At 35.7% G+C, this 21,397-nt stretch carries 14 protein-coding genes; 9 read left to right on the top strand and 5 right to left on the bottom strand.

Going from position 1 to position 21,397, the window contains the following annotated elements; genetic code table 11:
* Window positions 1-103: 103 nt before the first annotated feature.
* Complete coding sequence (locus tag ACNQF6_RS09320) at window positions 104-1,276, bottom strand: molybdopterin molybdotransferase MoeA (RefSeq protein ID WP_417965265.1); 1,173 nt, start codon at window positions 1,274-1,276, stop codon at window positions 104-106.
* A 308-nt stretch (window positions 1,277-1,584) separates the two neighbouring features.
* Between ACNQF6_RS09320 and ACNQF6_RS09315 the strand changes: the two genes are divergently transcribed.
* The 9 genes from ACNQF6_RS09315 (at window position 1,585) to acs (ending at window position 12,506) form a co-directional block, all read left to right on the top strand.
* Window positions 1,585-2,004: an IS1/IS1595 family N-terminal zinc-binding domain-containing protein gene (locus ACNQF6_RS09315; protein WP_417965263.1), complete on the top strand. Its 420-nt coding sequence runs from the start codon at window positions 1,585-1,587 to the stop codon at window positions 2,002-2,004.
* Between the two features lie 102 nt (window positions 2,005-2,106).
* Window positions 2,107-3,486 carry a porin gene (locus ACNQF6_RS09310; RefSeq protein ID WP_417965261.1) on the top strand — a complete coding sequence of 460 codons (1,380 nt, stop codon included), beginning with the start codon at window positions 2,107-2,109 and terminating at the stop codon, window positions 3,484-3,486.
* Between the two features lie 21 nt (window positions 3,487-3,507).
* Window positions 3,508-5,043, top strand: a complete 1,536-nt coding sequence (locus ACNQF6_RS09305; protein ID WP_282713177.1) for an MFS transporter — start codon at window positions 3,508-3,510, stop codon at window positions 5,041-5,043.
* A gap of 10 nt (window positions 5,044-5,053) precedes the next feature.
* Entirely contained in the window at window positions 5,054-5,278 is a 225-nt protein-coding gene (locus ACNQF6_RS09300) for a DUF6814 family protein (RefSeq protein WP_282713178.1), read from the top strand.
* 131 nt (window positions 5,279-5,409) lie between these two features.
* Window positions 5,410-5,604 carry a hypothetical protein gene (locus tag ACNQF6_RS09295; protein WP_417965258.1) on the top strand — a complete coding sequence of 65 codons (195 nt, stop codon included), beginning with the start codon at window positions 5,410-5,412 and terminating at the stop codon, window positions 5,602-5,604.
* Window positions 5,597-8,302: an ATP-binding protein gene (locus tag ACNQF6_RS09290; RefSeq protein WP_417965256.1), complete on the top strand. Its 2,706-nt coding sequence runs from the start codon at window positions 5,597-5,599 to the stop codon at window positions 8,300-8,302. Before ACNQF6_RS09295 ends, ACNQF6_RS09290 begins: the two co-directional genes overlap by 8 nt.
* Before the next feature lie 2 nt (window positions 8,303-8,304).
* Window positions 8,305-8,667: a response regulator transcription factor gene (locus tag ACNQF6_RS09285; protein WP_417944961.1), complete on the top strand. Its 363-nt coding sequence runs from the start codon at window positions 8,305-8,307 to the stop codon at window positions 8,665-8,667.
* Entirely contained in the window at window positions 8,664-10,583 is a 1,920-nt protein-coding gene (locus ACNQF6_RS09280; RefSeq protein WP_417965494.1) for an acetate--CoA ligase, read from the top strand. The genes ACNQF6_RS09285 and ACNQF6_RS09280 overlap by 4 nt, the downstream gene beginning before the upstream one ends.
* Window positions 10,584-10,598: 15 nt before the next feature.
* Window positions 10,599-12,506, top strand: a complete 1,908-nt coding sequence (gene acs / locus ACNQF6_RS09275) for an acetate--CoA ligase (protein ID WP_315208577.1) — start codon at window positions 10,599-10,601, stop codon at window positions 12,504-12,506.
* A gap of 118 nt (window positions 12,507-12,624) precedes the next feature.
* On the opposite strand, the gene ACNQF6_RS09270 is transcribed toward acs, so the two are convergent.
* From ACNQF6_RS09270 to ACNQF6_RS09255, 4 genes are all read right to left on the bottom strand, one after another.
* On the bottom strand, window positions 12,625-15,522 hold the full coding sequence (locus ACNQF6_RS09270) for an alpha-amylase family glycosyl hydrolase (protein WP_417965254.1): 2,898 nt from the start codon (window positions 15,520-15,522) through the stop codon (window positions 12,625-12,627).
* Window positions 15,523-15,583: 61 nt separating this feature from the next.
* Window positions 15,584-16,642 carry a SusE domain-containing protein gene (locus ACNQF6_RS09265; protein ID WP_417965251.1) on the bottom strand — a complete coding sequence of 353 codons (1,059 nt, stop codon included), beginning with the start codon at window positions 16,640-16,642 and terminating at the stop codon, window positions 15,584-15,586.
* A 22-nt stretch (window positions 16,643-16,664) separates the two neighbouring features.
* Window positions 16,665-18,254, bottom strand: coding sequence for a RagB/SusD family nutrient uptake outer membrane protein (locus ACNQF6_RS09260; protein ID WP_417965249.1), 1,590 nt, complete (start codon window positions 18,252-18,254; stop codon window positions 16,665-16,667).
* A 17-nt stretch (window positions 18,255-18,271) separates the two neighbouring features.
* On the bottom strand, window positions 18,272-21,211 hold the full coding sequence (locus ACNQF6_RS09255) for a SusC/RagA family TonB-linked outer membrane protein (protein ID WP_417965247.1): 2,940 nt from the start codon (window positions 21,209-21,211) through the stop codon (window positions 18,272-18,274).
* Window positions 21,212-21,397: the final 186 nt, after the last annotated feature.

The following is a 21,397-nucleotide window of genomic DNA, read 5'->3' as shown; positions in this document are numbered from 1 at the left end:
ATTGGAAGATTGTTTAGCAACTGCTTCTACATTCTTGAATCTTTCAATTTTTCAATAAAAAAAACTTCACGCTCTTTCCAACTATTATAGTTTCTATTCACTATCAATAAAGCGGTATAACCTGTAGTTCCTGATCTTTCGCAATATTTACCACATCATGAGGCAAATAAATTAAAGCATTTGCTGTTGCAAAAGTGTTTAACATCGCTGAACTTTGACTCTCCAAAATGGTCACTTTTTCATCGTCATACAACCCTTTCAAGAACAGTGATTTTCCAGATGTATTTTCAAATGGAACCGTAATTTTTCGTATAATTTTTAGCAAATAAATAGATTCAAAACCCATACTTATTTTTAGCGCCGGATGAACGTAAATATAAAAACTGGTCAATGTTGACGCTGGATTTCCAGGCAATGCAAAAACTATCGTTTTGTCTTTTTTTCCAAAAAACAAAGGTTTTCCCGGTTTCTGATTGATTTTATAAAACAACTCTTCTACTCCATTTGACAAAAGCGCCTCTTTTACAAAATCGTAATCCCCAACCGAAATTCCGCCAGAAACTAAGATCACATCAAACGCAGAAAGACAGCTTTTCAGCACTTTTTTTGTCGCATTCAGTTTATCCTTCACACGGAATATTTCTATTTTCTTGATCCCAATTCCCTGCAAAGCAGATTGCAGCATAATCGAATTACTTTCATAAATCTTTCCTTGAGCTAATTTTCTTCCGGCTTTCACCAATTCGTTTCCCGTGACTACAATGGCAACTTTTGGTTTGGCATAAACTGTAATTTCCGTGATTCCCAAACAAGCTAAAAAACCAATAGCAGCAGGAGTAATCATAGTGTTCTTTTCTAATACGAGTTCGTTTTCTTTGATTTGCTCGCCTTTGTTTCTGATATTGGCAAAACGAACAGGCATTTTAGTTATTTCAACCGTTTTATTTTTAACCGCAGTATGTTCCTGCATCACAACCGTATCCAAATCATTAGGTACATAAGCCCCTGTAAATATTCGAACCGCCTGATTTTCCTTTATTTTTTTATTCGAAAAGTCACCCGCCTGCGAAGTGCTTACCACATCCAATTGTTGCAATTCACTATGTATAAAAGCGTAACCGTCCATCGCTGATTGTCGGAAAGGAGGCATATCCATTGGCGAATAAATAGTTTCCGCCAAGATAAAACCAAGTGATTTTGCCACTTTAATTTTTATGATGGGCATCCTGACACTATTCTTTGCAATTATCGATAATGCTTCTTCGACTTGTACCATAACATTTTTTTAAAATAAGTATAAATACTTACTACAAATATAAGTATTTTTATCTAGTTTGATTATTTTTATAACAAAAATTTTAACTCATCAAGTTAATCAAAACAAAACACACTATTGCAAACAAAGTGATTTTAAAACACAATTAGAATTGTAAACAATCGCTTTATTTAAAAAAAGGCAAAATTTGTTAAACACACACATTTTCTTCAATAAAAATGCACCTTTAATAAATTTAAAACATTTTTTTTATATTATTCTCTTTTATATAGTTGCAAAATTGCTATATTTATGCAAAATTTATATACATGGAGCTTTTAACGTGTCCGAAATGCCAAAACGACCACATTATAAAAAGTGGCATAATCAACAGTAAACAAAGGTATTTATGTAAAAAATGCAACTATTTTTTTACAGTAAATAAAATAGGTAAAAAGATCGATGATTACTATGTAACCAAAGCATTGCAACTCTACCTCGAGGGTCTGAGTTTTCGTGAAATTGAGCGAATTATTGGGGTTTCCCACGTCACGGTAAGCAATTGGGTAAAGACATTTAACATAAAAAAACCGTCTCACGCCAACTACCATCCTACTTATAAGATTTTTAGCCACTTAGAACTGATAGAATATCTAAAAAACAAACAATTACTTTCCGGTGCAGGTATGATAATAACAGAACTTGGAGATAAGTTTATGCTTATAAAATGGGAAAGATTCAAAGATTAACTATATATCTTTACACATAAATATATATAAATTTTTTTTAAGAATAAAATAATAGAATTTGGCACTTTATTAACCAACCATTTAACAACCAAAATTTTATTTATGAAAAAAATATTTTTTATAGCGGCAATACTCTTATTGTCCCTAAAAAGTTTTTCACAAGGCTCCACAGATTACGGCAGCGGAATGAAATTCAATCTGAACGAAGATGGTTCAAAATACATGCGATTTATAGCATGGAACCAAATATGGTTTCGTTCCAGCCAAATGAATCCCGGAACAATGATTGGAAATGAAGCGGCAACAACCGGAACCGACATTGGAAACAGACGTTTACGTTTTCTTGCTTACTCTCAAATATCTAAAAGATACATGATTGTAACGCACTTTGGGATTAACAATCAAACCTTTACTAATGGTGGTGCAGCGGGAACTTCTGGAACTGGCGGATATGGTGCCGGAAAAAAACCAGGTTTATTTTTTCACGATGCCTGGAATGAATACGCATTAGTCTTGCCTCAAAAAGACAAAAAACTCAGCTTATCTCTAGGTGGAGGATTGCATTATTACATGGGATTATCCAGAGCAACAATGGCCTCTACATTGAACTTTTTAACAATTGATGCGCCTATCTTCAACTGGCCATTAATAGAAAATTCAGATCAGTTTGCCAGACAAATGGGTTTATTCGCCAAAGGTAAATATGGTAAATTAGAATACCGTTTGAGTTACAACAAACCTTACTCCACAAACTTAGTTCCTACTAATGTAACTACCGCAGATAATGCCGTAGCCGTTGACAACAGCGGAAACACAAAATGGTCTAAAGCAGGTTATTTTGAATATCAATTTTTAGATCAAGAAGCTAATTTACTACCTTATAAAGTAGGCAGTTATTTAGGAACTAAAAAAGTATTCAATATTGGTGCTGGTTTTTACACTGCTCCGGACGCAACTAAATCTTCTGTTAATAGCACTATTAGCAAACACAATATCAATCTTTTTGCAGCAGATATTTTTCTTGACTTGCCTGTTGGAAAAAAAGAAAATAAAATGGCTGTAACCGGATACAGTGTTTTTTATGATTATGATTTTGGGCCTAACTATTTACGCAATGTAGCCATTATGAATATTGGTTCTGTTGACCCTAACTTCACAGGAAGCAGAGCATTGGCTGGACCTGGAAATGCACAAGCTACTATTGGATCTGGAAATATCTGGTACACACAAGCCGGAATTTTATTACCAAGCAAAGTAGACAAACCTAAAGTTCGTGTACAACCTTTTGGAGCATTTACGTATAAAAGCTTTGACGCTTTAGATAAATCCAGTACTCAATTTGATCTGGGAACCAACTTTTTCTTGGATGGTCAACACGCTAAAATCACTGCACAATATTCAACAAGACCTATTTACACGACTCCATCGAATATCTCAGGATCAAAAGGAGAATTCGTAGTACAACTTCAAATCTATCTATAAACAAATTTAAAAATATAATTTATGAGTACTAAATCAACAAAAGGAATTTGGAAAGTCATTTCCGCATCCTCAATGGGTACAATGATCGAATGGTATGATTTCTACATTTTTGGAAGTTTAGCCGTTGTAATTTCAACAAAATTTTTCCCTTCAGATAATCCTACAGCAGCTTTCTTGTCAACCTTGGCAACATTTGCAGCCGGATTCGTTGTGCGTCCTTTCGGAGCTCTTTTCTTTGGTAGATTAGGCGATTTAATTGGACGAAAATACACGTTCATGGTTACGCTTTTATTAATGGGTGGAGCCACATTCTTGATTGGTTGTATCCCGAGTTATGAAACTATTGGATTCATGGCGCCTTTATTAGTGTTAATTCTTCGTTTGCTTCAAGGTCTTGCTTTGGGTGGTGAATATGGTGGAGCCGCAACCTATGTGGCTGAGCATGCTCCCGTCGGGCAAAGAGGATACTGGACTTCTTGGATTCAGACTACAGCAACTGTTGGATTATTCATCTCTTTGATGGTAATTCTTGCTACAAGAAATATCTTAACACCAGAACAATTTGACGAATGGGGATGGAGAGTTCCGTTTTGGTTATCCATAGTTATGGTTGGAGTTTCGTATTTGATTCGTAAAAACATGGATGAATCACCTGTTTTCGCCAAAGCGAAAAGCGAAGGAAAAACAAGTACAAATCCATTGAAAGAAAGTTTTGGAAATCGTTACAATATGAAATTTGTATTATTGGCTTTATTTGGAGCTACAATGGGACAAGGTGTTGTTTGGTATACTGGTCAGTTTTATGCAATGAATTTCATGAAAACAGTAATGGCCATTGACTCCTCTCAAGTGGATACTTTATTAGGAGTTGCTTTAATTCTTGGAACCCCATTTTTCGTATTTTTTGGTTGGTTGAGTGATAAAGTAGGTAGGAAATACATTATGATGGGCGGAATGTTATTGGCCATTTTATTATATAGACCAATCTACAAACAAATGTACGAAACCACATCGGTGAAAAACAAAACCGAAATGGTCGAAAAAACTACGGTACTTGCTGAATTGAAAGAAAATAAAAAGCAAACCATGGATTCTATCTATACGACTAACAAAGAGTATGTGGATGGAACTACTTTTCAAGAAATAAAAACCGTACATTTAGAAAACGGAGCAGTAATAGTTGTGGATGGTAAACCAAAAGTAGACACCAAAACCACTATTAAAATTAACTCTAGTGACAATTGGGCTTTGATATTTCTAGTATTTGTACAAGTACTATTTGTAACGATGGTTTATGGACCTATTGCAGCATTCTTGGTTGAAATGTTCCCGGTAAAAATTAGATATACATCAATGTCATTGCCATATCACGTAGGAAATGGAATTTTTGGAGGGTTACTTCCTGCTATTTCAACCTATTTTGTTACCAATTCAAAAGACTTAGGCCATCCGGAATTTTACCTGGAAGGACTTTGGTATCCAATTGTTATTGCTGCAGTCAGTTTTGTAGTTGGAATGGTTTACATTAAAAATAAAGATAAAAACGCTCACGAATAAAAACACAGCTATGAATCAGATAAAAAGAGTTTTAGGATTAGTTTGGATTGCATTAGCAGTTGCTACGGCCTATTATTGCATTGACATTTTTGGAGGCAAATTGACCTCCGGCAAACAGGAAGATTTAGTTTTCGGAATAATCATATTTTTCATACTACTACCGCTTGTAGTTTTAGGATTGGGAACCTTTGGGTATTATTCCTTAATGGGTGATTATGACGAAAAAAACGACTAATTAAATTCCACAATAGCCAGTCTCTGCATGCATTTGCAGAGATTGTCTATTTTTAAATTAAAAACCCAGATTCAAAAATAGAATCTTTAAAAGCGAAAGTAATACCGCTGCAAAACAAACTGCATCTTCTTATGAAAAAGAGACATGAACAAAAGTTGGTTATCCTTTCAATGCTAATGCTATTAGCTTTGAACGTGCCACTCTTGGTTTTATTTGACAGTTCACAACCACTTTTTGGATTTCCAATCATCTATATTTATATCTTCTCGGCTTGGCTGTTTTCAATCGCCATATCGTACCTAATTATAAAAAGATATTATGAATAGCATTGGACTCTTATTGATATTGGTGCTTTATTTGTCGATTCTTTTTTACATTGCCTATTGGTCCGAAAAAAGAAGCCATTCTAAATGGACAAATAATCCCTACATTTATTCCTTTTCATTAGCCGTATATTGTACAGCCTGGACCTATTACGGAAGTATTGGTGTTGCTGCAGAATCTGGTTTGGGTTATTTACCTATTTATTTAGGCCCCATATTAATTATCCCAACGTGGATGATTATTCTGAAAAAAATTATCCGAATTTCGAGAGTAAATAAAATTTCCAGCATTGCAGATTTTATTTCTTTACGATACGGAAACAGCAGATTTCTGGGAGCATTAGTAACTACGATTTGCATTGTTGGTATTTTACCCTACATTTCCCTACAACTTAAATCCATATCAGATACCTTTCATATTGTTACAAAAACACAAGCAAGTTCAAATATTTTTACTGATACTACAACCTACGTATGTCTTGCTTTAGCCCTTTTTGCCTCCTATTACGGAACAAGATATGTAGACGCTTCCGAAAAAAGAAGAGGTATTGTTACTGCCGTAGCCATGGAATCTATTTTAAAGTTAATTTTCTTTTTGATAGTTGGTATTTATGTAACCTATTTTGTTTTTGACGGTTTTGATGATATTTATCAAAAAGCGGCTATCCTCAAGGATTTTGACAAAAAAAATACGATTGGCGGCATTACAAACGGCATCAACTGGTTCTTCCTTTGTATTCTATCCATGTTTGCTATTTTCCTTTTGCCAAGACAATTCCATACGGCGATTGTCGAGAACAATAAAGAAACCCACATTCGAACAGCCATTTGGCTATTTCCGTTATACCTACTACTTTTCAACCTTTTTGTTTTTCCTATTGCTTGGGGGGGTAATATTCTTTTTGAAGGCAAAAACCATAATGCAGATACCTATTCACTGCTGATTCCTCAGTTATTTGACAATAATATATTGACAGTGATGGTTTTTCTAGGCGGATTTTCGGCAGCGATTTCAATGATTATCGTTTCGTCTATTTCTCTAGCCACTATGTTAAGTAACAACTTATTGATTCCGTACGGCTTTATAGGGTCCTTAGAAAATTCATCTCAAGAAAAAAACAGCAAACGCATCGTAAACAGTCGTAAAATTGGAATTTTTTCTCTAATTATTTTGGCCTATGCCATCTACAGATTATTTATTCTAGACTATTCACTGGTTTCAATAGGCTTAGTAGCATTTGTAGTCATTGCCCAATTAGCGCCCTCCTTTTTTGGCGCTATCTTTTGGCGACGAGGCTCAAAAAATGGTGCTATCACCGGAATCATTCTCGGATTTGCTGTTTGTTTTTATACCTTACTAATTCCGTATGCAACCGGAATGACAAATTCAGTCAGTCTTTTTGTTACAGAAGGACCTTGGGGAATTTCCCTCTTAAAGCCATTTCAACTTTTTGGATTGGATTATTTAGAACCTATTCCGCATGCTGTTTTTTGGAGTTTATTGATTAACATCATGAGTTATGCGGCAGTATCGGTGAGTTTCAAAGGTAATTACAGAGAACGCAATTATGCCGAAATGTTTGTGGATATTGACAAATACATCACCAATCACGAAAACGCTTTTGTATGGAAGGGAACCGCTTACATCTCGGATATTCAAAAAGTGTTGCAGCGCTTTCTTGGCGAAGAGCGAACAAAAAGAGCTTTGACTATTTTCAATTTAAAATACAACATTGATAAAAATATTACGACTGCCGATGCCCGATTTATAAAGTTTGCCGAGAATTTATTGACGGGACACATAGGTACGGCTTCCGCCAAAATATTAATATCGAGTGTGGTCAAAGAAGACAAAATCAGTTTGCCCGAAGTATTGCGAATTTTGGAGGAATCCAAAGAAAACATCATCATCAACAAGAAGTTGACGGACACTTCGAATGAATTAAAAAAAATATCAGAACAACTCAAAAATGCGAATCAGGAACTGGTCAACAAAGACATCCAAAAAGATGAATTCCTGGATACGGTTACCCATGAATTGAGAACACCAATAACCGCCATTCGTGCAGCGAGCGAAATCCTTCACGATGATGACGATATCCCGGAGGAGTTGAGAAAGCAGTTTTTGCAAAACATCATATCGGAGTCCGATCGTTTGAACCGTTTGATTGATAAAATTCTGGATTTAGAAAAATTTGAAACCGGAAAACAAAAAATTTATTTGTCTAAAAACAACATTACAAAAACCATTAAGAACACTTTAGAATCCTTAAATCAATTAATTAAAAACAAAAAAATACGCATTGAATTTGACGATTCAAACAAGGTAATAAGAGCTTTTTACGATGAAGAACGCATTGTTCAGGTCATTCATAATTTATTGTCTAATGCCATAAAATTTTGTTCAGATACAAATGGAAAAATAGTTATTTCGATACTTGAAAATGAAACCAATATAGAAGTCAAAATTCACAATAATGGCAAAATCATTAAAGCAGAAGATGCTGAAGCGATTTTTGATAAATTCTATCAATCCAGAAACCAGAATATCAAGAAACCAGTAGGAAGCGGTTTAGGATTAGCCATTTGCAAACAAATTATAGAACACCATAAAGGAAGCATTTGGAGTGAAAATAATGTATCTGACGGAGCCACATTCATCTTTACATTACCCAATTATAATACAACAGAAAATAATTGAAAATGAAGAAGATTTTAATTGTAGATGACGAGCCAAATATTGTAATGGCTCTGGAATATACTTTCAAAAAGAACAATTTTGAAGTTTTTATAGCACGCGATGGCCAAGAGGCTTTAGATATTTTAGAAGTACAACTTCCGGATGTGATTATTCTGGATGTAATGATGCCCATGGTTGATGGTTTTGCCACATTGGAACAAATAAAAAAAGATGAACGATTGCGGCATTGCAAAGTCATTTTCCTATCGGCAAAAAACAAAGAAAAACACATCGAAAAAGGACTTGCATTAGGTGCAAATTTATATGTGGTCAAACCTTTTTCAGTCAAAAAATTAGTAGAACAAGTACAGGATTTAATTCAATAAGAAACAAATTCAACACCATGAAATACGAAGAAATTTATACCCGAAGCATTGACCAGCCGGAAGCATTTTGGGCGTCACAGGCCGATGAAATTGAATGGTATAGCAAACCGGAAACGATTTTGTCGAAAGATGAAAATGGATATCCACTTTGGTATAAAGATGGCGAATTGAATATTTGTTATCTCACATTAGACAAACATATTCAAGATGGATATGGCGATCAAACCGCCTTTATTTATGATTCTCCGGTAACACAAACCGTAAAAAAATACACTTTTTCAGAAGTAAAAACCGAAGTGGCAAAACTCGCAGGAGGTATGCAGTCGCTAGGATTGAAAAAGGGAGATACTGCCATAATTTACATGCCAATGATTCCTCAAACTGCATTTGCTATGCTGGCTTGCGCGAGAATTGGAGTGATTCATTCAGTTGTTTTTGGAGGTTTTGCACCGCATGAATTGGCGATTAGAATCGATGATTGCAAACCCAGAGCAATCATAACCGCTTCTTCCGGGATTGAAATAGATCGATTAATTGCGTACAAACCTTTGGTTGATGTAGCCATTGAACTTGCTTCGCACCGACCAAAAAAAGTAATCGTTTTCAACAGAAAATTAGGCGCGAGAATTCCGTTTAAAAAGTACGATGTGGATTACGATGCACTGGTTTATGGGTCCGAGGAAACCCCTTGTGTCCCCGTGAATTCCAATCATCCGCTGTATATTTTATACACATCTGGCACTACGGGAAAACCAAAAGGGATTGTAAGAGATACTGGTGGATATGCCGTAGCATTGAAATTTTCTATGAAATACATCTATAATGTCAAAGAAGATGAGACTTTCTGGGCAGCATCAGATATGGGTTGGGCAGTGGGTCACAGCTATATTCTTTACGGACCTTTATTAAACAGAAATACCACCATAATTTTTGAAGGAAAACCAATAAAAACTCCTGATGCGAGTACGTTTTGGAGAATAATTTCGGAGCATAAAGTGGGCACTATGTTTACGGCTCCAACAGCCATTAGAGCCATAAAAAAAGAAGATCCCAACGGAGAATTTATTAAACAATATGACTTGAGTGCTCTTAAAAATCAATTTTTGGCGGGAGAACGTTGTGACAATGCCACATTGGAATGGTACCAACAACACATTCCTATTCCTGTAATTGACCATTGGTGGCAAACAGAATCCGGCTGGCCAATGATTGCCAATTCTCTTGGTATTGAAAAAATGCATGTGAAATCCGGTTCCGCAACAAAAGCAGTTTGTGGATATGACATTCGGATTTTTAATGAAAACGGTGACGAACTAAAAGCCAATGAAGAAGGTTTGGTAGTTGTAAAACTGCCATTACCCCCGGGAAATATGTTGGGTATTTGGGAAAACGAAGCACGTTTCAAAGCCGGATATTTCACCAAATTTGATGGTTATTATTTGTCTGGCGATGGTGGTTACAAAGATGAAGATGGATATATTTTCATCACCGGAAGAACGGATGATGTTATTAATGTGGCTGGACATCGATTGTCAACGGCTGAAATGGAAGAAGTCGTTGCTTCCCACCGTTCCGTTGCTGAATGTGCCGTTATTGGAATTCAAGATGAGTTGAAAGGACAAATTCCTTTGGCTTTAGTGGTAACCAAATCAGGAGATGACATCGAACAGTATCAATTGGAACAAGAAATCATTAAACTGGTTCGACAGCAAATTGGGGCAGTTGCTTCATTGAGAAATGTAGTGATTGTACAGCGATTACCAAAAACGCGCTCGGGTAAAATCCTGCGAAAACTGATGCGCAGCATTACCGATGGCGCAGAATTCCAGATTCCATCAACCATTGATGACGAAACCATTGTCGAAGAAATCGTTACCACATTAAAAAAGTATAAAATAGGCGTTTATAATTTATAAAATTTATCAATAATCATGAGTTACTATAAAATTAATAATTTAGAAGAATACTTTAAACATTACAAAAAATCAGTTCGTGAACCCAAAAAATTCTGGGACAAAGTCGCGTCTGAAAATTTTACTTGGTACCAAGAATGGGATAAAGTTGTAGACTTTAATATGGCTGAAGCCGATATAAAATGGTTCACCAATGCAAAAGTAAACATTGTAAAAAACTGTATCGACAGGCATCTTGCCAAAAAAGGAGATAAAACAGCTATCATTTTTGAACCAAATGATCCAAATGAAGAAGCTTTGCATATTTCGTATAATGAATTGTACGAACGTGTTTGCAAAATGGCGAATGTCTTAAAAGAACAAGGCATACAAAAAGGAGATCGTGTTTGTATTTACTTACCCATGATTCCTGAATTAGCGATTACTACTTTGGCCTGCGCCAGAATTGGAGCCATTCACTCGGTTGTTTTTGCAGGATTTTCTGCTTCGGCAGTAGCAGCAAGAATCAACGACAGCGAATGCAAAATGGTAATCACTTCAGATGGTGGTTATCGCGGGAACAAAACCATCGATTTAAAAAGCATCGTTGATGAAGCTTTATTGAATTGTCCTTGTGTGGAGAACGTTTTAGTGGCTAAAAGAATCAACTCAACTATCAACATGAAAGAAGGTCGTGACCAGTGGTTACAGCCACTTTTAGACCAAGCTTCGGATAATAACGTTGCCGAAATCATGGATGCCGAAGATCCATTATTCATCCTTTATACTTCTGGTTCTACCGGAAAACCAAAAGGAATGGTACACACTACAGCGGGTTATATGGTGTATTCAGCCTATACGTTTAAAAACGTTTTTAATTATGAAGACAATGATATTTTCTGGTGTACCGCTGATATTGGCTGGATTACCGGACATTCTTATATTCTTTACGGACCGTTATTGAATGGAGCCACAACTGTAATTTTCGAAGGCGTTCCGTCCTATCCTGATTTCAGTCGTTTTTGGCAAACCATCGAAAAGCATAAAGTTACCCAGTTTTACACGGCACCAACAGCCATTAGAGCTTTGGCAAAAGAAAGCATCGAATACGTGCAACGCTACCAATTAACTTCTTTGAAAGTGATTGGCTCCGTGGGAGAACCCATCAATGAGGAAGCTTGGCACTGGTACAACAACCACGTAGGAGACAAGAAATGTCCTGTGGTAGATACTTGGTGGCAAACGGAAACCGGAGGAATTATGATTTCGCCAATAGCATTTGTAACACCTACAAAACCTACGTATGCTTCTCTACCGTTGCCGGGAATTCAACCCGTTTTGATGGACGAAAAACGCAACGAAATTGAAGGCAATCAGGTTACTGGAAGTTTATGTATTAAATTCCCTTGGCCTGGGATTGCCAGAACCATTTGGGGCGATCACCAACGTTATAAAGACACGTATTTCTCTACCTTTCCTGGCAAATATTTTACTGGAGACGGCGCTTTGCGTGACGAAGTTGGATATTATAGAATTACGGGTCGCGTAGACGATGTGGTAATTGTTTCTGGACACAATCTAGGAACTGCACCTATTGAAGATGCGATCAATGAACATCCTGCAGTTGCGGAATCAGCCATTGTAGGTTTCCCTCATGACATCAAAGGGAATGCTTTGTATGGTTTTGTAATTCTAAAAGAAACGGGAGAATATCGCGACAGAGAAAATCTGAGTAAAGAGATTAACCAACACATATCAGACCATATTGGACCGATTGCAAAACTGGATAAAATTCAGTTTGTTTCCGGTTTACCAAAAACCCGTTCTGGAAAAATCATGCGCAGAATTTTGCGCAAGATTGCCGAGGGAGATTATTCAAATTTTGGTGACATCTCAACATTATTGAATCCTGAAATTGTGGACGAAATCAAAGATGGTAAAATATAATTTTTTTTAGTTGTAGTAATTTGTTGAAAACTGTTCCATTTATGGAGCAGTTTTTTTATACAAAAAAGGCAGTCTAGGTATAGACTGCCTTTCAAACATTTAAAACAAACAAACCGTATTATTCCTTAATGAACTTCAATACCTGAACTCCATTATTCTCATCATACGCTTTTACTATATAAAAACCTTGATTCAAATCACTAATAATATATTGATGTCCTTCGGATTGATTTGCATCAAACGATTTTACCAATTGTCCCGTTATAGAAAAGATTTGCACTTTAGAGGTTGCAGCATTTAAAGTAAAATAACTCGAAGCCGGATTTGGATACAACAAAACAGTTGGTGTTTTTTCGTAATCCGCTATTGCCAATGATGCTGTTTTGTTTCCATAGATTAGGTATTCACCAGCTGGAATTGTTACTGGGTCATTTACATTAGTCACCGTGATTGTTGTATTATCCATCAAATTATACCACTGTCCCGTGTAAGGAAATCCAGTTGCCACATTTTGCGTGGTTACATTAAAATTAGCCAAGATCAAAACATCTTTAAGTTGGCTTGAAGCCAAAGCGCTATTGGTAATTTGGATATTTGGATACAACGAACTAGTATTCGACATAGTTGCAGTTCCTGAAAAAACAGGTTCTACCGTTTTCATCGTAATCATTTTGGACCAATCGTTATAAATTTTACTTCTATTGGTATCTCCAAGCCAATTATTAACCCATTGTGGCTGTTGTTTGGTATCTAATTTACAATCCCCAGAAGTAGCATCGGACGAGGTGTTTACCGTTCCATTGTTACAGGCAAAAATAGAATTTTCCCAACCTAGTTCCCCAAAATGCCAAATCATCTTTGGTCCTGGAACCAATAAAGAGACAGCTCCAATTGCTGACATTCTAGACAAAGCTACATTTAGTGTTTTTACATTATGGGCTGCATTGGCACTATTCCCAAATTGCAAATTTTTATACATTAGTCGTTCTTCATCATGACTTTCGGCATAACCTATCAATCTATTTGTCGTAAAACCTCTGCTCGTACTATTCATACGAGAAATATTTCCAGAATACCCCATAGATAATTCATTGTATTGACTGGTCATTATTCCCCACATCATAATTCCTTTACTAATTCCATCAGACTCACCTGTAATTCTGTAATTTGCCCAAAGTTGCTCTTCATCATCATTCCCTAAGTGTTCAAAAATAGTATAATGAGTTGGGTCTAAGCTCCAAGAATAATCAGCATATTTTCGCAAAACATCCACTCGATCTTGTTGTTTAACACCAGTGCAAGCTTCTTGACCACCAGCAACATTAGCGGGACAATTTTGAGTAAATCCTTTGGTTAAATCCCAACGAAATCCGTCGATTTTATATTCTTCTACCCATTGTTTAATGACACGCTGCACATAGTTTTGCGTTCTTGGCTGTTGATGGTTAAAATCTTCACCTACACTATAACTGTGCATTGCCGTTGTATTAAAATAAGGGTTTTCAGTTGAAGGAGAACCCCAACCATCACCATCAGGATCATTCATCCACATACGAAGCATTGGATTTCTTCCAAAAGCATGATTCAATGCCACATCAAGAATTACAGCAATTCCGTTTTGATGGCATAAATCCACAAACTCTTTTAACTTATCAGAAGTACCGTAGAATTTATCCAAAGCCATGTGAAAAGAAGTATTGTATCCCCAACTTTCATTGCCTTCATATTCCATCACAGGCATTAATTCAATTGCATTTATTTTTAAATTTTTAAAATAATCGATTTTATTAATCAAGTCTTGATAGCTTCTATTGGCATCAAAATCACGAACCAACAATTCATAAACCACTAACTTTTCTTTTGCAGGTTTAACAAAATTTGTGGTGGCACTACTCCAAGTATAAGGAGTTTTTCCTGTTTGTAATACTGTCACTTCTCTGTCTTGACCTACTGGATAAATCGGAAGATTTGGATAATTAATAGCCGGAATAAAAGGATCATCAAATGGTGACAATACTAAAGTCGAATACGGATCAGCAGTTTTCACTAAAGAAGGTGTTCCTGCAATGGGAGTAGCATCAACTACCCAATACTGATAGGTGTAATTTGTACCCGATGTCAATCCGGTTAATTCTAACCAAAACTTACCCGAAACAGGGTCTTTTTTCATCGCATAAGTAGCTGTAGGCTGCCAGCTGTTGAAACTTCCTGCTACGTAAACAAAATCTTTGAATGGCGCATCTAAAATCAGCGTTGCTTTTGTAGCATCAGCAGCATTATAATTGATTCCGTCTAATAAACCGATCGGCATTGCCTCACTAACCACATTTGGATTTACTACAGCACTGAATTTTTTAGTAATTACGGTTGTTCCTTGGGTTACCTGCAATTCGTAATTTTGATTTCCTGTAATATTTGTGTGATTATACGAGTAACTGGAAGTGGCCGCATTATCATTTAAAGTTGTACCATTTGCCTTTAATACATAACTGGCATTTCCACCGGTATTAGAAGCTAAAATAGTCAAACTTCCACCTGAAGAAATAATTGTAGAACTATTTTCTGCGGGTGAATTTAGTGTGACTTGATAGACACCAACATCAACATAATTATCTTGCGATTTTTTATCACCGGTTCCGTCTTTTGCTTTTACCAAAAACCCTATTCTGCCAATTCCGTTTCTATTGTAAAAGGTATTTGGAGTAAATGTAATTCTATAGATATCTGCACCTGCAGTGTAGGTTAATTTATTAGCTTCATTTGATGATGTCCATGAACCATTTGTCTGACAATCTAAACTGTTAGCATCATTCGTATCATAAGACCAAGCCCACAGATACAAAGAATGATCAGAAATTCCCCAAGCCGCTTCATCTACAGAACTTCCGCTAATAGTTATGGTAATCGATGTGGTTTCTTCAAAAGGATTAGGGCTAATCGTATTTGCCACCGTTTGTTGTTGAGCCGAAGCCAATATTGACAAGAATAGCGATACTAAAAGTATAATTTTTTTCATAGCTTTTGGTTTTATAAAAAAAGGGCCATCCATAAGATAGCCCTTTCAAATTAAAAAAATACTAATTCTTAGTAAGCGTGTACTTGTAATTTCTAGGTGAACTTAAATCTAAAGTAATAGTGTAAGTTCCAGCAGAAGTAACTTTGATGTTATCTCCACCATATTCCATTGTACCATTTGCTCCCGTATCACCAAGATTTAAATCCCAAGAATTGTTAGCTCTGAATTTCATTTCTTTTTGAGAAAGTACAGCGGTAACAGTCCACAATTTTGTCGTTTTATTGTAAGTCATAGGAGTACTAGCATCCCATCCTCCAGGAGTTGCATCACCAATGATTCCCCAAGCAGTTGCAGTAGCTTTGTAAGTTAACTTTTCAGTATCAGCAACAATTAAGTAATAACCTGCAGCAGGAATTTTAAGATTAGCTCCTGTAAGAGCCAATGTTCCAGGAGTAGCTCCTGCAGCATATTCTCCTTTCCACTCCGGGAAACTTGTAAATTTATATTCTGCGTTAGCATCATTAAAATTAACATAACCTTCGAAATCTACTTTTCCATAAGCAGAAGCGGAAAGCTGTGGAGATGTAGCAGGATCCCAATCATTAGGATATCCAGAAGCTTTAGCATAACCACCAGGAACCCATAATTTAGGATTTTCAGTAGTATAAGGAGTAACAACAATTCCAATTACATTAGAATACATTGCAGCCATTGTACCAACGGTTGCTTTAACTCTAACTTCAAATTCACCTGGAGCAAAAGGAGTACTTTTTAATGCTAATGCAGCACCATTCATAACTTCAACTGAAACTGACGCTTGGTTTTCAGATTTTCTAGTTGCTAATTCTTTTGGTGTTTTAAAAGCATTTCCTTTTTTGTCGATTTCAACAGTGTAAACAACCTCTACACTACCACCAAAGTTAGCAGATTTCCATGTAAAACGCTCTGCTTGTGCAGAGGCATTTACAGGTGATAGAACATAAGCAGCACCTGAAGTTGGAGCTGTTAATAATGGGGAGTCAACCCCTTCAATAACTGGTCTGTCTTGAACATCTTCTACGCTACAAGACAAAGCAACTACTGCAAATAAAGCAATTATTGATTTAGTTATATTTTTCATTTTTATTGTTTTTTTAAATTAATTAGTATCCAGAGTTTTGTTGTAATTTACTATTTGATGATAATGCCGTTGCAGGAATTGGGAATAAATCTCTGTAAGATTGTGTTGGAGATCCTCCAGCAACATTTCCTTTCCAAGGCCATAAATAACTACCTCCAGAGAATTTTCCGAAACGAATTAAATCCGTTCTTCTGTGTCCTTCCCAGTGTAATTCTCTTGCTCTTTCATCAAGAATAAAATCTATGTTTAAATCTCCTTGATTTACTGCAGCACCTTTCGCTCTTGTTCTTAAAGCATTTACGTAAGTAGTTGCTGTTGCCAAGCTTCCACCAGCGCCTCTTACAGCACATTCCGCATACATTAAATAAGCGTCAGCTAAACGGAAAATAGGGAAATCAGAGTCTGAGAAGTTACCTGCTTTATCTGAACCTTGTTTACCATTCACATCAACATTTCTAAATTTTTGAACTGCATATCCATCTGTGAAATTACCAATGTTTTTAATTTCTTTGGTTTGACCATCAGTGTAGAATTGTCCACGTGTATCTGTAGTGTTTGCAGCAAATTTATCAACAAAAGCAGCAGTGGTTCTAATACCTCCCCAACCACCATTGATACCAAATGAAGCTGCATTCATGCTACCTCCAACTGGAGCGTGCGTTAAGAAAGTAGTTCCACCATACGTTTGTGTATGAAGACCATCAAAAGCTATTGCAAAAATAAACTCGTTTTGAGAACCATTTTTATCATTATCTGCAAAAAACAATTGATTGTAATTTGTGTGCAATTTGTAGCTTGAACCTGTAATTTTTGTAAGTAATGAAACAGCGTCAGCATAATGATCAGTGCCTGTGTATACTTTTGCATTCATGTACAATTTAGCTTGCAACATCCAAGCAGCAGCTTGATCCACACGATACGCTTCATTAGATTTTGGAGCTTTCATTAATGGAGTAATTGCTGTTAACTCCTCGTCAACAAATTTGTATAACTCCGCTCTTGTAGCATATTCTGGGTAAAAGAAAGTGCTTGGAGAATCTTCAGTTACTAAAGAACCGCCACCAAAAGTGTCAATTAAATGCCAGTACGTCATTGCCCTTAAGAAACGCGCTTCAGCTCTGTAAGTAGCAATTTCTGCTTTCAAAGTAGCATCTACTCCTCTTGCAGCTAATTTCTCATCCGTAGTTTGACGTAAAAACTCATTACAGTTTACAATTTGAAAAGAGTAACGTGCAAAAACAGCCGTTACAAAACGATCCAAAGATGTCCACGTTTGAGAGTGTAGGTCTTTTATAGTTCCATCATTCCAAGCAATTACTGCTTCATCAGTAGTTAATTCCTGTAACAACCAATATCCTCTAATGTATTGGCTTTCTCCTTCATCTATTCCGGAAATATCTGGAGAACCAGCCGCAGTTTGCCCTGAGGTAGCAAATCCTGCATATAATTTGGCTAGATTTTGCTTATAAGATTCCGGCGTACTAAAAAATTCATCTCCCGGAATTAAGTTTGTACTTTCAGGAGCTTGGTTCAAATCATCTGTACATGATGGGAACAACATCACCAACAGTAACAAAGAAATACCCAATAATTTTATTTGTGTCTTTTTCATTTTTCTTGTTATTTGTATTAGAAATTAACGTTTAAACCTAACGTGAAAGTAATTGGCCTTGGATACAAATTACCATCTATGCCTCCAGAAATTTCCGGATCTAATCCGCTGTAATTAGTGATCAACAAAACATTTTGAGCCGCTAATGTTAATTTAACTAATGAATTAGAATTTGGCTTTTGATTAAAAGTATATCCTACGCTAACATTATCTAATCTAACAAAAGCTGCATCCTGAATATAATAATCAGATTCGAATCTTTTAGTATCATTTGAAGTAAATCCTGTTTCTAATAAATTAGCAACACCATTTGATAAATCCGTCTCTCTTATTAATACATTATTATAAGAGCCCTTGCTAGAATCAACATTATTGTAATTAAAATTACCCCAAGACCCTCTCCAACTCATTCCAAAATCAAAGTTTTTGTAGGTTACGCTTGTATTAAAACCGTAAAAAACATCAGCAGCTGGTTTATGGAAACGGTATTTATCTTGTTCCGTAATGATTCCATCTTTGTTTCTGTCAATATAAATTCCATCAAGTGGTTTCCCATCAACTCCGTATGCCTGCTCATACACATAAAACGAACTTGGAGCGTAACCTACTTGATGATTTTGAATTGTATTTCCAGTAGCACCTTCATATCCTCCTACATTAAGACCCGGTGTATTAGGTTGCGTAGTTGTTAATTTTGTGATTTTAGAATCTTGAAAAGTAACGTTTCCACCAATTCTCCATTCTAAATCATCAGTACGAACTGGAATAACTTCAGCTGAAAGTTCAATTCCTTTATTATCTATAGTTCCTACGTTATAATTGTCATAATTAGAGAATCCAAAGAAAGAAGGATTTTGAGTGTATAACAATAAATCCTTAGTTGTTCTTTTATATAAATCTACAGTACCAACAATTCTATTATTAAACAATCCATAATCAAGACCGGCATTAATAGTGGTTGTTTGTTCCCATTTCAAATTGCTGTTGTATGGCTGTGGTCTGTAAGTCGTATAAAATGTATTTCCGAACTGATATTGAGCAGCGGTATTGGATGCTTGATATAAAGGAATAGAAGGATAAGTTACCCCAATGTTCTGTTGTCCTGTGATACCCCAACCTCCTCTAAGTTTTAAACTAGAAATACTAGCAACATCTTTCAAGAAACTTTCTTCATTTAATTTCCAAGCTACAGCAACTGCAGGAAAATTTGCCCAACGGTTAGATTCTGTAAATCTAGATGTACCATCGCGTCTGTAAGACAAAGTCAATAAGTATTTATCAGCAATAGTGATGTTAGTTCTAGCGAAAAAGGATTGCAAATTTACACGAGATGGGGAACTTGGATCTGCAGTCGTATTATTACTTTGAAAAACAAAATTTGAAGAAGAATACAATTCTCTAAAATCTTGATATGAATACCCACCAGTAACATCAAACTGAGTATCAATAGATTCTACTTTTTTATTAAAATTTAAGAACAAATCCATTAATTTATTGAATCTTGACTGATCTTTAACTGAAGTATTATTAAATCCTGATCCATCAAGAGCATTACGAAAATCAGCTGCAGTTACTTCATTATATTTCCCGCTTAGTTGATCGTAACCAAAATTAGCTACCGCTTTTAATTCCGGTAAGAAGTGCATTTTATATTCCGTTTGTATATTACCTATACTTCTATAAGCAGTTCCAGTTTTACTAATTTGATCAATCATTGAAACTGGATTAACTCCTGCTAATTGGTTTAATTTTCCATCAGCAGTATACCATTGAAAATAAGTTCCGTCTACATTTCTTATAGCTTGTGTTGGGTCAAAACGAATTGCAGCTCCAATAGCATCACGATTACTATAATTACTATTGATAATAGAGGTATTATTATTTAATTCAATTTTCAAATGGTTATCTAAGAAATTCCCTGTAACATTTGTTCCAAGAGTGGTTCTTTCCATATTATCTTTTTTCAAAATACCATTCAAATTAGCATAACCTACAGAGGCTCTATACACTACGTTATCAGTTCCACCGCTTAAAGCAATATTATGATCCGTACCAACAGCTGTTCTATAAATTTCATTCTGCCAATCTGTATTCGCAGCACCAACAAGTTTTTGCTGAGCCACAGTACCGTTAGCTGTAATAAAATCTCTAAATTGAGCAGAACTTAAAGCATCTACTTTTTTAGTGATTTCAGAGACTTGTAAATTAGAATTATAATTGATTTGCAAGTCACCCTTTTTTCCTTTTTTGGTAGTAATAATAATTACCCCGTTTGAAGCACGAGAACCATAAATTGCAGTTGCCGAAGCGTCTTTCAATACTGAAATAGATTCAATGTTATTTTGATTGATTGTAGACAATGGATTTCTACTTCCTTCTACTCCACCAGCCGCGACTGGCACACCATCAATTACATATAATGGATCGTTGTTAGCAGATAATGAAGATCCACTTCTAATTCTAATTGTAGCACCTTCTCCTGGAGAACCACCTCCATTGATGATTTGCAAACCGGCAACTTTACCTTGGATCATTTGATCAGCGGAAGTAACAGGTCCTTTATTAAAATCTTTAGTTGTCAATACCGTTACAGCTCCTGTAGCATCTTTTTTCTTAACTGTACCGTAACCTACTTGGATTACAACTTCTTTTAATTGATTTGCATCTTCTTCTAAAGAAACGTTCAATGATTTTTGGGCAACATAATCCACAACAGTATTTTTATACCCTATATAAGAAAATACGATTTTATCGCCTTTCTTAACGTTAGATAACTGATATTTACCCTCAAAATCAGAAGAAACACCATTAGCGGCACCTTGTACATTTACATTTACCCCAGGAATAGGCTGTCCTGAGACTTTATCAAGAACAGTTCCACTAATAGTATTCTGAGCCAGAATACTAAAAGGGAGTAGCAGTAATAAAATTAACAACTTTTTATAAATTGTTTTCATACTTTTTGTTTAAATTAATTTAATTTTTTGTTGAGTTTTCAACCTTAACTATTACTTCGAATGTTAAATTTATGTAAATTTTATCACGTCCAACAAGGCCCCATTTTATTTCACCTACGAAAACGTGATAGTGTTGAAAACTTTGTATTTTATATTGACATTTACTGATAAAATTGCAATAAATAA

The sequence above is a fragment of the Flavobacterium pasteuri genome, assembly GCF_048286615.1.
Classification (GTDB): Bacteria; Bacteroidota; Bacteroidia; order Flavobacteriales; family Flavobacteriaceae; genus Flavobacterium.
Note: the sequence above shows the minus strand (reverse complement) of the source record. Positions and strands in the feature narration are given on the sequence as shown.